Here is a 12,703-nt window from a genome sequence, read left to right as displayed (position 1 = left end):
CGGCTAAAATGCATAGCTTGCATCAATTATTGATAACTCGTTGATATAACTCAAAGCTTTACAATATGGCCGTTGTCCGCAAGCGAGAAACAATGCCTTGTTATCGGCATAAGAGCACCGATACTTTAAGTTATTTATTATATTATTAGCTCATTTTTATAGAATTTTGATCTCAGTAGGATTGGTTGGTTTTGTCCCCCTTTTTGTAGTGGAGTATGCCTAGTCTCTTTGCCCCAAAAATTCAGCCTCCATTGGAGTTGTCAGATGAAAATCTGCAATGGTGTGGTGTTAACGTCTGGAGCTTTTTTGCCCGGCAGTTAGTTATTCCAGAGTAACCGATATTCTTGTAGAGCTTTCTCTATCACAGAGGTCATCTTTTTTCTTCTCGACCATGGTTTTAGTTTTGCCGGCAGGCGGCTTAACCAGTGTCCATTGGGGCCATAGTTGCTGTTTCTGGCTCTAGATAACTGTGTGGTTGTTGGCATGTTCTTCTGACTAATAACGGACAGAAAGTGTTCAACTTCATTAACAGAGGAAAAAACTACCCGGACACCAAAAAGGTTAATGCATAATCGAGGATAGCCTTTATTTATAACAGGAGCTGGAAGAGGTGGTTCAAATTGAGTTGCTGACCACCAGTTATCACTGTCCTGTTCTTTGTGAACCCAGTAGCTAAGAGGTGTTTCTGTAAATTCTTTATGATATTCAATTCGCCATTTGGACACGTTTGGTTCTCCTTGTTTAAGAGGACCTTAGTTTAGTCTGCTATGAGATTTACGAAACGCTTCCGGTGTCATACCTGTCCAGTTAGCAAAAGAGCGGCAGTAGGAGGAGTTTTCCCGAAAACCCAACAAAAAAGTGATTTCCCACGATGAAAGGTGGGTATTAACCAGATAGTGTTTTGCCAGTTTTTCTCTGGTCTGATTCAACAGGTGCTGATAACCGATGTTTTCCTGACGGAGTTTACGTTGTAGGGTTCGTTTGCTCATGCCAAGCCGCTCGGCAAGATTATCGATAGAAACCAGCCCGCTCGGTATCAGCTCCAGTAAAGCGTTTTTTACTCTCTGCTCCAGAGAAATAGAGCTGTCTATACGGGTGAGTTGCTTTCGTAATCCCTGTTCGAAAATACCCCACATATTGTTATTTTGGGTAACAAATGCCCTTGTGGCATCCTGACGGCTAAAGATGATCTTATTGCTTAATCCGTGTTGCAAAGGAACACCGAAGAAGGCGCGATATTTATCCGGTTTACTTACCACGCAGGCAGACTGAACTTCAACCGGTGTGATTTCAGTCCGAGTGGCCAGCCGGATTAACTGGGTAAAAAACACCAGCTCAACCATGCAGAGAAGAGGGGGCATATCAAAGTCTGCACAGGTACTAATGATGGTGACGCTGGTTGTCTCTTGTGTCTGTTCAACAGTCAGGCTTAAAGGGGCTAACAGAGGTTTAAAACGGGCAAGTTGCGTTACAGCACTATTAAAGTCCGGGCAACACAGGGCGGCGAAAATCGGAGCATCAAATCCTTCAAGGCGGAAATGGCGGGCAAACTCCAGCGGGAAATCAATATGGCCGGTAGCCTGCTCCAGCCGCAGCCAGGAGTTAAAATACTGCTCGGCTGTTACCTCTGGTTTCTCCATGGCGTAAAGGTCTTCAAGTAGCCCGGTCAGCCGGAGTAACTGGATCGGATCCAGCCCCATCTCTTTTAACAGGTACTGATTTCCTTTTGATATAGGGTACTTTGCCGGGTGATGTTTTTTCATACTTATAAAAACCATTTATACCACCTGAACGGGGTCAATTCAGGTGGTAGTAACTAATCTGTATTGTCTTATTTACTAGGCGTTAAACCGGGCGTTTGCACCAGCACCAATATCGATAACCTCGCCCGATATCAGTGCTGCCTGTTCACTACACAAGAACTTCACTGATCCGGCAACATGACTGGTATCGTAGCCTCCCACCGGTAAAACATGAAAGACTTTTTTAATAAAGCCGTCCAGTGCATCCCAGCTTGGGTTTTGCGGAACCATGTTTTTTAGTACATAGTCGTTATCCAGAAGTTTAGTATGGACAATAGTAGGGCAGACAGCATTACAGGTAATGTTTTCCTTACCAGCCGCCAGAGCAATAGATTTTGCCAGACCGATAACGCCCCATTTTGTTGATGAGTAGATAGGGAACTGAGCGCTGCCCATTCGTCCGGTAACTGAAGCCATGATCACTATCCGGCCACTTTTCTGTTTCTTCATGACCGGAAGAACCGCCTGAGCGGACTTGATAACGCCACCAAGGTTGATATCGATAACGGTATCTGTAGAGGCTTCATCAAACGCTTCTAACTGACCGACATGAGTAACACCGGCATTGGCAACCAGAAAATCGACACTGCCAAAGCGATCTACCGTCTGTTTTACTGCTTTTTCCTGTGCTTCACGGCTTCTTACGTCTCCCTGAACTGCCAGACAGTTTGCACCCAGCCACTCTATCTCTTTTTTTGCTGTGTCGAGATCACTCAGGCTGGCAAGCGGGTACATTACACTATCTATCTGTTCTGCAACATCAAAGATAACCACATTGGCACCATGTATGGCGAACTCTTTGGCACAGGCAAGGCCGATTCCTCTTGCGCCGCCGGTAATAAAGGCGGTTTTACCGCTAAACTCGCCTTCCGTCTGTTGAGCTTTGCCGTTTCCTGTCTGAGCGAAAACGGAAGGGGCAGCGCCGGCTAAGGCAACCCCTGATGCCGCTGCACCAATCATAAGTTTACGGCGGGTTGCATCTTTTGGTCTGTTATTGCTTTTTGATGAATTGTTTTGTGGTGTATTGCTTTCTGAAATATGGCTTTCTGAAGTCATCTTATTCTCCCGTCTGTGACTGACTAACGAGTGAACATTATTGATGCATTGGTGATAAATGGCATTGGCGAATGGTGCCAAGCTGTTATCGGTTGGCGACAGTTGGCGTGATAGGTCTTGAGATAAAAAAACAGGCAGAACGATGTCATTCTGCCTGTTTATATCGATCATTTCGAACTTTGAGGGTTAATCGTCGAAATCAATACGCTGCTCTGTTTCGGCATCGAAATAAACCGCTCTGGAGAGGTCAAAGTTAAGGGAAGCAGTTTCACCTACCTCAGCTTCAAATTCCGGAGACAAGCGGCATGCCACTTCCTGACCGTTTATCTTCACCATAGCAATAATATCAGGGCCGGTCGGTTCGATTACCTCAAGGGTAAGCCCCAGGCGAGTCGCCGCGCTCATATTTTCACTGTCAGTGTCAGTAATGTGTTCCGGACGCAGGCCGATAACAATCTTCTTGCCATCCTGAGTACGCATTGACTGTGGCAGGCGGATCTGATGCTCTACATCATCACTGCCCGTTACCTTGATAACCGGGTTCTGTTCTTCATCCAGATCCACAGTTGTGTAGATAAAGTTCATGGAAGGAGAACCCATAAAGCCGGCAACAAACATATTGTTCGGCTTGTTATAGATCTCTTTTGGTGTGCCCAGTTGCTGAAGCTCACCATCCTTCATAACAGCGATCCGGTCAGCAAGAGTCATTGCCTCGATCTGATCGTGGGTTACGTAAACAATGGTGGTGTTCAACTGTTGGTGAAGTCGCTTAATCTGGTGACGCATTTCTACCCTGAGTTTGGCATCAAGGTTAGAAAGAGGCTCGTCGAACAAATAGAGTTTTGGCCGACGAGCCAAGGCGCGTCCCATAGCAACGCGCTGTCTCTGCCCCCCAGAGAGCTGTGATGGTTTACGATCCAGCAGCTGATCAATTTGCAGTAGCTCAGCAACGCGTTTTACTTCTGCGTCGATCTGCTCCTGCGGCAGCTTACGAATCTTTAAACCAAATGCGATATTGCCTTCTACCGTCATATTCGGGTAGAGAGCGTAAGACTGGAATACCATAGCGATGTCGCGGTCTTTAGGCTCAACATGAGCCACGTCCACACCATCAATCAGGATTTCACCTGAGTTAATGTCTTCAAGGCCGGCGATGGTGTTCATCAGGGTTGACTTTCCGCAGCCGGAAGGGCCAACCAGAATCAGGAACTCACCTGAATCTATGCTGATATCAATGCCTTTAAGTGTTTCTACGTCCGCGTTTCTGTAGGTTTTGCGGATCTGTTTTAAATCTAGAGTTGCCATTTTTTATTATCCTTTTACCGATCCTGCGGTTAAGCCACGAACAAAATATTTACCTGCAAGTACATAAACCAGCAGAGTTGGCAAAGCTGCAATAATGGCAGCGGCCATATCAACGTTATACTCTTTTACCCCGGTACTGGTGTTCACCAGGTTGTTCAGCGCCACGGTAATTGGCTGTGTCTCTGAACCGGAGTAAACCACACCAAACAGGAAGTCGTTCCATATGGAGGTGAACTGCCAGATAACGGTCACCATAATGATCGGAGTAGAGATAGGCAGCATGATCTTAAAGAAGATGGTAAAGAAGCCTGCACCGTCCAGTTTTGCTGCTTTTACCAACTCGTCAGGCACACCGACATAGAAGTTTCTGAAAAACAGGGTAGTAAAGGCAAGGCCGTATATAACGTGTACTGCAACCAGACCGGCAGTGGTGTTGGCCAGACCAAGTTTACCTAAGGTAGAAGCCATTGGCAGAAGTACTACCTGAAACGGAATAAAACAGCCAAACAGCATAGCGCTAAAGAAGAAGTTTGAACCTCTGAACTGCCATTTACTTATCACATAGCCGTTAAATGCACCTAGCAGTGTAGAGATAGCGACAGCAGGAATGACCATCTGGAATGAGTTCCAGAAATAGCCTTTCACACCGTCACACTTAACACCGGTACAGGCCGAATCCCACGCTTTATACCAGGCATCGAACACCCACTCTGTCGGAAGGGAGAGCAGGTTACCCGCTTTGATATCCGGCAGGGTTTTAAATGAAGTCGTCACCATTACAAACAAAGGCATCAGGTAAACAAGGCAGAAGAACAGCAGGCCTGCATAAACAAGGGCTCTGCCTAAAGTCATCTTATTCATGATTTCTTCTCCCTGAGTTCTGAATAGAGGTAAGGCACCAGAATGGCAAGAATACCGGCCAGCATCATCATGGCACTTGCCGCACCTAAGCCAATTTGACCCCGGGTAAAGGAGTGAGCATACATAAACAGGGCTGGCAGGTCAGAAGAGTAACCCGGACCACCGGCGGTTAATGCTGTTACCAAATCAAAGCTCTTAATGGCGATATGTGAGGTAATAATCACTGCGCTGAAGAAAACCGGTCTCAGGCAGGGAAGAATGATTTTAAAGTAGATAGTCGGCAGACTTGCTCCGTCAATCTGAGCGGCGCGGATAATGGAGTTGTCTATGCCTCTTAAACCAGCAAGGAACATGGCCATTACAAAGCCAGACGACTGCCAGACGGCGGCGATAACTAAGGTGTAAACCACCATTTCTGAGTTTACCAGCCAGTCAAACTGGAAGTTTTCAAAGCCCCAGTCGTGCATCAGCTTTTCGATACCAAGACCCGGATTGAGAATCCATTTCCAGGCAGTACCGGTTACGATAAATGAGAGCGCCATAGGGTAAAGGTAGATGGTACGGATTGCCCCTTCCTGACGGATATTCTGATCCAGAAGAATGGCAAGACCTACGCCAATTACAATGGCAAGAACAATAAACAGAACCCCGAAAACACCTAGGTTTGCAATAGAGGTCATCCATCTGTCGTTATCCATCAGCTTTTCATACTGGCTTAAGCCGGCAAATTTATAGCTGGGGAGAAAACGAGAGTTGGTTAAAGAGAGAATGGCCGTCCAGAGTATATAACCGTATATACACACCACAACAATCAACATGCTGGGGGCAAGTACAATTTTAGGGAGCCAGTGCTGTAACCTGTCACCTAAGCTTCGCTGAGGTACGGGGGTTTTATTTGGCGAAGTCAAAACGCGCTCCATAATTTATGAGTAAAATTCCGGGTCATACGATCACCCGGTTAAGCAGACGGTGCCTCAGAAAACAGGCACCGCCTTTGTCCTCAGAAGAGAACCTCTGAATCAGGTATAGAACCCGTTCAGCTTACATTGCTGCTTTAACTGCTTTCGCCAGTTTGCCTGCAGCTTCTTTCGGATCAGCGTTTGGATCGTTGAAGAAGTTAGTCACTACGTCATAGATAGCACCCTGTGCATAGCTGGTGGTTGACATACCGTGAGCCATACTTGGTACCAGATCGCCGCTCTTCGCAGTTGCTTTAAAGTCTTTCATTGAAGAAAGTGCACATGCGTCAAACTTAGACATATCGGCATCCAGACGTACCGGGATAGAACCCTTGTTCAGGTTAAATACTTCCTGGAACTCAGGAGTCAGGATAGTTGCAGCCAGTGCTTTCTGTGCTTTCTGCTGCTCACCATCTTGCAGTTCAAAGAAGGCGAAGCTATCTACGTTATGTGTAAACTGACCTGCTGTGCCCGGAGCTGGAACACACACATAGTCTTTACCCGGAACTTTACCCGCTGCGGTAAACTCACCTTTCGCCCAGTCACCCATGATCTGCATTGCTGCTTCGCCATTGATAACCATTGAGGTTGCTACGTTCCAGTCACGACCCGGAGAGTTTTTGTCGATGTAGTTGTGCATTTTCTTAAACACTTTAAATACTTCAACCATCTTCTCGCCGCCAAGAACATTCATGTCCAGATCAACGAAGGCTTTGCGGTAGCCGTCAGAGCCAAGAACATCCAGTGCAACAGCTTCGAATACCGTAGCGTCCTGCCATGCCTGACCACCGTGAGCAAGAGGAATAATGCCCGCAGCTTTCAGTTTGTCACCAACCATAAAGAACTCGTCCATTGTAGTTGGTACTTTTACGCCCGCTTTTTCGAACACTTCTTTGTTAGCCCATAGCCAGTTAACACGGTGAACGTTCACCGGTACAGCTACGTATTCGCCGTCGTACTTCATGATATCGGTAACCATAGAAGGTACTAAAGAGTCCCATTTATTGGTTTTAGCAACATCATCTAAGCTGGTTAAAAAGCCCAGACCACCCCATTCCTGAATGTCGTGGCCTTTAATCTGTGCTGCTGCCGGCGGGTTACCTGAAACCGCACGGGTTTTCAGTACAGTCATTGCACTGGTACCTGAACCACCTGCTACAGCAAAGTCTTTCCATGAGTGGCCTTGTGCTTCAAGCATATCTTTCAGCGCGGCTACAGATTTAGCTTCACCACCTGATGTCCACCAGTGAAGTACTTCTACTTCACCTGCAGAGGCAAAATTAGTGGCAGCAAGGAGGGAAAGAGCGACTAGGGATTTTTTTATATTCATTGTTCTCGTCCATGTATTGGATTAAGCCAATTGGATATGTTCTATCCATTCTTTTGTCAGTGCTAATGTTAATGTAGGGTTAAAAAATCAGCACAATCCAATCGTAAAGGGAATTTTGAAAGAAGAATGAAACAAAGGTTTTCTTGAATGTAACAAACCCGTTACGTTAGATGGCGAGGTTACGTGGAATAAGGATTTCAGCGCATAATCCGCCAAATGGTGAGTTTTTAAGAATGAGATCTCCGCCATGTGCATGGAGGATATTACGGCAAATTCCAAGACCTAATCCGTGTCCGTTGCTGTCTTTTGCCAGACGAAAATAGGGTTCGAATACCGCTTCCAACTTATCTTCAGGAATTCCTTCTCCGCGGTCTTCGAAAGTCAGCAGTAGTCCCTGTGGTGTCTCTTTCGGTAGCACCACAACGCTATGGCCATATTTAACGCCGTTATCAATCAGGTTGCTCAAAACACGCTTAATGGCCAGTGGCTTGCCGACAATCGGCTTAATCGGCAGGTCGGGAATATGCACTTTGACTTCATGCTGGTTATGCAACTCTGCAACATTATGTAACAGCCCTTTTATATCGATAGAACTATTATTTTCATGAATATCAGTATCTTTTACCGCCTGAAGAGCCCCCTTAACCATCATCTCCAGCTCATCCAGATCTTCATTAAATTTATTGCGGCTATCATCTTCATCCAGCAACTCGGTACGAATTCTCAGACGGGTAATGGGGGTTTTCAGATCATGAGAAATGGCAGAGAAGAGAGTTTCCCTGTCGTGAACATAGTGACGGATACGGCTCTGCATGCGGTTAAACGCCCGGGTGGCCATAATAAGTTCGTTGGCGCCTTCCTCTTCCAGCTCCGGCTGCTCGATATCAATACTCATTTTATTGGCCGCGGTAGCGATATTTTTAATCGGGCGTATCTGTCGTCGGATAAGAAAGTAGACCAATACCATTAATATCAGGGTGGAGAAGAGCAGAAACATTAACTGCTCATAACCGATAATGTCATCATTCAGGCTGACATAAGGAGCCGGTAACAGGGCGGCGATATAGATCCACTCATGGGTACTCAGCTCTATCTGTACCACCAGAATCGGCGGGTTTAGCGGCTCAAGTGTCAGGGTGTAATAGGCCCATGACTTAGGTAAATCATGAAGATAAATATCGTTTTTCAGTACTCTTAGTTTGTCTGGCTTGGAAAACTCTACCGAGATGGTTTCAACATTATTGAGTTTTTCTCTGAGCACAGAGGTAACAGCATTAATAGAGGCGGTTTCCAGATAGTTGTCTGGTATAGGGTCGGTTTCCAGTTTCTCTTTATTAAAGGAAACGAAAAATCGTGTTCCGCCCATATTGCGGATCTGATCCAGAACAATATGGCGGTATTGCACCGGAAGAGCCTGAAAGAAGTTAACGGTAGAGGCGAAGATACTCGCCATACTGGCGGAGGTAGAACTGATACCATCCAGCTCTTTCTGTTTGGTTTGCGAATACCAGATACCGGTAGCAATTCCCTGAGCCAAAAGCACCGCGATTAAGGTTAGCCAGAGTGTTCGGGCAACCAGTGAACCGGGTGACAATAGCTTTTTCATCTGTTAACTCTCGTAGGAGACCGGAGCCGTAAAGATATAGCCGTTGCCACGCATGGTTTTTATATACTGATGCTGCTTTTGGCTGTCTCCCAGCCTCTGGCGCAACCGGCTTAACTGTACGTCGATTCCCCTTTCAAATGGCAGGGCAGCCCTTCCACGAGTGGCAAATGAGATAGTGTCACGGTCAAGTATCTCGTTAGGGCGGGAGAGGAACAGCATCAGCAGGGCAAAGTCACTGCCGGAGAGCTCAAACTGTTCATTGGTTTCCTGATTCCAGAGACTGTGTGCCAGCGTATCCAGATGCCAGACACCAAAATTGATCCCTTTTGGTATTTTGTCCGAGGCGGACTCTGATTCTGTTGAGTGACTTCGTCTCAGAACGGCTTTAATACGGGCGATAAGTTGTCGCGGGTTAAAAGGCTTAGCAATGTAGTCATCAGCGCCAATTTCCAGACCAATAATCTGATCTGTCACATCAGAAACTGCCGTCAGCATAATAATGGGCACATTAGAACTTTTACGTACCTGCTGGCAAAGAGAGAAACCATCATCACCGGGCAACATCACATCGAGCAGAATCAGGGTTGGATAGCCGTTTTCTTCAATATGCTGGTGCATGGCGTCGCCATCTTCAGCCACGGAAACCAGATAGCCGGATTTAGAAAGATACTGATTGAGCAGATCCCGGATCTCTTTATCGTCATCGACCACTAAGATATGTGCTTGTTCTTTCATTGGTTTCCTCTTCTTAAATCCGTCTTATCGCCGCTGATTTTAGCTAACGAACGCTCCATGGTAACCCCTTGTGAGTAAAAATCAGAGTTTTGTAGCATCGTTTGCTTCAGGATTTGATCTGCTTCTCTATTTCGGACTTTTGTTAGTAATCATATATATGCTTATAAACAGTATCGGCAAATACCGGACACAAACACGCATAAATTGCCCATGAGGCTCTATTTCACCCCATTGTTATACTCTCACTAGTTTATCTGTACTTAAACTCCGGTACCTAATTTGCGTACTGGACTCAACTTGTGGATATCTAAGTGTTTTCAGATAGTTACCCAAATAGAGTTCAAAGGACAATTCAGGCAAATAACATGTGCTAAAGATGAAGCACTTCGGTAAAAATCGAACACAAACACGCATAAATCCATCCCTGGAGCTCCGCCGCACCATCCATGGCGCAGAGGGTTTATTTATCGATATCTGCTTTGTTGTGCAGTCAAGATCAGTTATTCAGGTGTATTAAAAAGGCAATAAAAAACGCCTGCCAGAGATGGCAGGCGTTTTAGAAGGAGTGTGAGGAGAGGGAATTAGTTAAACGCCCTTGCTACTCGTCCCTGACTTGTGATCTGGTATTTCCCTGCATAGGCAGGAATAAACAGTGATTGGCCTTTTTTCACCGTTACGCTTTCACCACTGTGGTGAGACACGGTCAGGTCACTGTCCAGAGGCAGTAGTATTTCAGCACTCGCCATGGTTAGCGGAAGATTCTCAATACTGTCGAAAACAGCGAACTTAAAATCTTCTACCGGGACAGGATAGTATAAGCCACCGTCTTTCTGCTGCGGAGTATTCAGAAGCTCACTCTCAGGTTTAACAGCAAAGCGGGTGCAGGCAACAAGTTCTTCTACGTCCATATATTTAGGCGTTAACCCTGAGCGCAGAACGTTATCAGAGTTAGCCATAATCTCCAGACCTGTACCTTTTATATAGGCGTGAGGTGTGCAGGCATCTAAGAACATGGCTTCGCCCGGTTGCAGTGTCAGCACATTCAACATCAGCGGGCAGAACAGACCGATATCACCCGGGTATTGGCCGGATAATTCAAGAATCAGTGTGAAAAGTGCATCGCTATTGTTTTCTTCAGCATAATCCAGCAGATGGCTTACGGCTGAGTCTTTGTCACCCCCTTTAAGGGAGAGAATAGAGGCAAAGAATACTTCAAGTCCCTGCTCGTCTGTCTGGTTAGCAAAAGCTTCAACTATATCGGTAAGGCTTGGTACATTGACTTGCTGAAACAGCGCAAGAATGTCGCTGAACTGACGAAAACCATTCATTGCCTGATAAGCTGTCAGGGCATAAACCAGCTCAGGCTTGTGGTTTGGATCTTTATAATTTCGGTTCGCAGCGTTGCGTGCAATACCTGCCTGCTCTTCCTTCTGGAAACCAATCTCTGCCTGTTCTTTACTTGGGTGAACTTGTATAGAAAGTGCCTGCTCTGCTGCCAGAACTTTAAACAGGTAAGGCAGTTCGCCGAACTGAGTATCGGTTTCAACGGTCAGGATGCCGGACTTATCCAGATTGATAAAATCGGACAGCAGCTGCTCTTCACCATTTTCAACTATGGTTGAGCAACCATTTGGGTGTGCCCCCATCCAGATCTCAGCCTGTGGTTTTCCATGCGGATTTTCAATAGCAAATAGTTGGTTAATTGATGTTGTGCTTCCCCAGGCATAATCCTGTATTACGTTTTTCATAGGAAAGAAAAACTGATGGTTTTCCTGACTCATAGACATCCCTTAAAAAATGATCAAAATAAAAACGGGGATAGTTTACGCTATCGGCTGAAAAAGTCATTATGATAATACCAAAGCAATACAAATTAATTGGGTTGTATTGATTTTAGTCAATCGGGACTTTGTTGCTAATTGACTCTGTTAATCGTGCCAGTCAGATGAGGAAAGGGAATGAAAAAGATAGTTTGCCTAGATGGGTATACTTTAAATCCGGGAGATAACCCGTGGGATGCAGTAGCGCGTCTGGGGGAGTTTGATTGTTACGACGAGTCTAAAGGTGGACTAAATCAGGTTATTAAGCGTGCTGAAAACGCAAATGTTCTGTTAACCAACAAAACCCCCATCAGCCGTGAAGTGATTGATCGTTGTGAACAGCTTGAATATATCGGTGTTCTGGCGACGGGCTACAATGTTGTTGATTATGAGTACGCCAGAGAGAAAGGGATACCTGTGGTTAATGTTCCCGCCTATGGCACAGATACCGTTGCCGAAATGGTGTTTGCCATGATGTTTAACCTCGTTCGTAAAGTTGAAGTGATTAGCTGTGATGTGCGGGACAACCTTGGCTGGAGTAACAGCGGTGACTGGACTTACACAGTTTTCCCTCAGGCGGAACTGGCAGGTAAGACTATTGGCATACTGGGCTTTGGCAGGATTGGTCAACGGGTCGCTGAGCTGGCCAATGCTTTTAAGATGAAGGTAGTCGCTTATAGCCCCAGAGGAGAGAAAGAAGTCGCTTTTCCTGTTGAGTTTGCCTCTCTTGATGAACTGCTGAAACAATCTGATATTGTTTCCCTGCACTGCCCGGTATTTCCTGACACAGAGAATCTGTTTGATAAACAACGTATGCTGAAGATGAAGCCCGGTTCCCTGTTGATTAATACTGCCAGAGGCCAGCTTGTGGTAGAGCAGGATTTAGCTGAGTTACTTAATAGCGGTCATATTGCCGGCGCTGCCCTTGATACTCTGCAGCAGGAACCACCGTTGCCTGATAACCCACTGCTGAGCGCCAGAAACTGTGTAATCACCCCACATGTTGCATGGGCGACACTGGATGCCAGAAAAAGAATCACTCAGGCTGTTGCTGACAATATAGAAGCTTGGCTGAAGGGAAAACCGGTCAATATTGTGAACAAACTATGATTTATTACCAATAAGCTATGATTTGGCCGAACTTATAAAACTATCAGTAGTGATATTTGTTCCATAACGAGCTAAGGTTAATTTACATAACGAGTTATTCTGCGTGGATTAAGCCTGAG

Annotated in this window: 11 protein-coding genes; 1 reads left to right on the top strand and 10 read right to left on the bottom strand. The window is 45.9% G+C overall.

Features of this window, described 5'->3' with window-relative positions:
* Positions 1 to 317: 317 nt before the first annotated feature.
* From PK654_RS20720 to manA, 10 genes are all read right to left on the bottom strand, one after another.
* The gene (locus PK654_RS20720; protein ID WP_271699289.1) at positions 318 to 725 is read right to left on the bottom strand and encodes a hypothetical protein; all 408 of its coding nucleotides are present in this window, start codon (positions 723 to 725) and stop codon (positions 318 to 320) included.
* Positions 726 to 752: 27 nt separating this feature from the next.
* Entirely contained in the window at positions 753 to 1,763 is a 1,011-nt protein-coding gene (locus PK654_RS20715; RefSeq protein ID WP_271699287.1) for an AraC family transcriptional regulator, read from the bottom strand.
* A 75-nt stretch (positions 1,764 to 1,838) separates the two neighbouring features.
* Positions 1,839 to 2,858: an SDR family NAD(P)-dependent oxidoreductase gene (locus tag PK654_RS20710; protein WP_271699285.1), complete on the bottom strand. Its 1,020-nt coding sequence runs from the start codon at positions 2,856 to 2,858 to the stop codon at positions 1,839 to 1,841.
* 186 nt (positions 2,859 to 3,044) lie between these two features.
* The gene (locus PK654_RS20705) at positions 3,045 to 4,163 is read right to left on the bottom strand and encodes an ABC transporter ATP-binding protein (protein WP_271699284.1); all 1,119 of its coding nucleotides are present in this window, start codon (positions 4,161 to 4,163) and stop codon (positions 3,045 to 3,047) included.
* Between the two features lie 6 nt (positions 4,164 to 4,169).
* On the bottom strand, positions 4,170 to 5,024 hold the full coding sequence (locus tag PK654_RS20700; RefSeq protein ID WP_271699283.1) for a carbohydrate ABC transporter permease: 855 nt from the start codon (positions 5,022 to 5,024) through the stop codon (positions 4,170 to 4,172).
* Positions 5,021 to 5,944: a carbohydrate ABC transporter permease gene (locus PK654_RS20695; RefSeq protein WP_271699282.1), complete on the bottom strand. Its 924-nt coding sequence runs from the start codon at positions 5,942 to 5,944 to the stop codon at positions 5,021 to 5,023. Before PK654_RS20695 ends, PK654_RS20700 begins: the two co-directional genes overlap by 4 nt.
* Positions 5,945 to 6,065: 121 nt before the next feature.
* Positions 6,066 to 7,313: an ABC transporter substrate-binding protein gene (locus PK654_RS20690; RefSeq protein WP_271699281.1), complete on the bottom strand. Its 1,248-nt coding sequence runs from the start codon at positions 7,311 to 7,313 to the stop codon at positions 6,066 to 6,068.
* A 166-nt stretch (positions 7,314 to 7,479) separates the two neighbouring features.
* The gene (locus PK654_RS20685) at positions 7,480 to 8,919 is read right to left on the bottom strand and encodes an ATP-binding protein (protein WP_271699279.1); all 1,440 of its coding nucleotides are present in this window, start codon (positions 8,917 to 8,919) and stop codon (positions 7,480 to 7,482) included.
* Positions 8,920 to 8,922: 3 nt separating this feature from the next.
* Positions 8,923 to 9,654 carry a response regulator gene (locus PK654_RS20680; RefSeq protein WP_271699278.1) on the bottom strand — a complete coding sequence of 244 codons (732 nt, stop codon included), beginning with the start codon at positions 9,652 to 9,654 and terminating at the stop codon, positions 8,923 to 8,925.
* Positions 9,655 to 10,235: 581 nt separating this feature from the next.
* On the bottom strand, positions 10,236 to 11,435 hold the full coding sequence (gene manA, locus PK654_RS20675) for a mannose-6-phosphate isomerase, class I (protein ID WP_271699277.1): 1,200 nt from the start codon (positions 11,433 to 11,435) through the stop codon (positions 10,236 to 10,238).
* A gap of 177 nt (positions 11,436 to 11,612) precedes the next feature.
* On the opposite strand from manA, the gene PK654_RS20670 reads away from it, so the two are divergent.
* Positions 11,613 to 12,584: a D-2-hydroxyacid dehydrogenase gene (locus PK654_RS20670; protein ID WP_271699276.1), complete on the top strand. Its 972-nt coding sequence runs from the start codon at positions 11,613 to 11,615 to the stop codon at positions 12,582 to 12,584.
* Positions 12,585 to 12,703 lie beyond the last annotated feature (119 nt).

The sequence above is a fragment of the Vibrio sp. SCSIO 43137 genome (assembly GCF_028201475.1).
Taxonomy (GTDB): domain Bacteria; phylum Pseudomonadota; class Gammaproteobacteria; order Enterobacterales; family Vibrionaceae; genus Vibrio.
Note: the sequence above shows the minus strand (reverse complement) of the source record. Positions and strands in the feature narration are given on the sequence as shown.

What these genes read in the sequence shown, in the direction of transcription:
- PK654_RS20695 (WP_271699282.1), bottom strand. Translation starts at nt 5,944, where the DNA reads ATGGAGCGCGTTTTGACTTCGCCAAATAAAACCCCCGTACCTCAGCGA.
- PK654_RS20700 (WP_271699283.1), bottom strand. Translation starts at nt 5,024, where the DNA reads ATGAATAAGATGACTTTAGGCAGAGCCCTTGTTTATGCAGGCCTGCTG.
- PK654_RS20680 (WP_271699278.1), bottom strand. Translation starts at nt 9,654, where the DNA reads ATGAAAGAACAAGCACATATCTTAGTGGTCGATGACGATAAAGAGATC.
- PK654_RS20685 (WP_271699279.1), bottom strand. Translation starts at nt 8,919, where the DNA reads ATGAAAAAGCTATTGTCACCCGGTTCACTGGTTGCCCGAACACTCTGG.
- PK654_RS20670 (WP_271699276.1), top strand. Translation starts at nt 11,613, where the DNA reads ATGAAAAAGATAGTTTGCCTAGATGGGTATACTTTAAATCCGGGAGAT.
- PK654_RS20705 (WP_271699284.1), bottom strand. Translation starts at nt 4,163, where the DNA reads ATGGCAACTCTAGATTTAAAACAGATCCGCAAAACCTACAGAAACGCG.
- PK654_RS20710 (WP_271699285.1), bottom strand. Translation starts at nt 2,858, where the DNA reads ATGACTTCAGAAAGCCATATTTCAGAAAGCAATACACCACAAAACAAT.
- PK654_RS20690 (WP_271699281.1), bottom strand. Translation starts at nt 7,313, where the DNA reads ATGAATATAAAAAAATCCCTAGTCGCTCTTTCCCTCCTTGCTGCCACT.
- manA (WP_271699277.1), bottom strand. Translation starts at nt 11,435, where the DNA reads ATGAGTCAGGAAAACCATCAGTTTTTCTTTCCTATGAAAAACGTAATA.
- PK654_RS20715 (WP_271699287.1), bottom strand. Translation starts at nt 1,763, where the DNA reads ATGAAAAAACATCACCCGGCAAAGTACCCTATATCAAAAGGAAATCAG.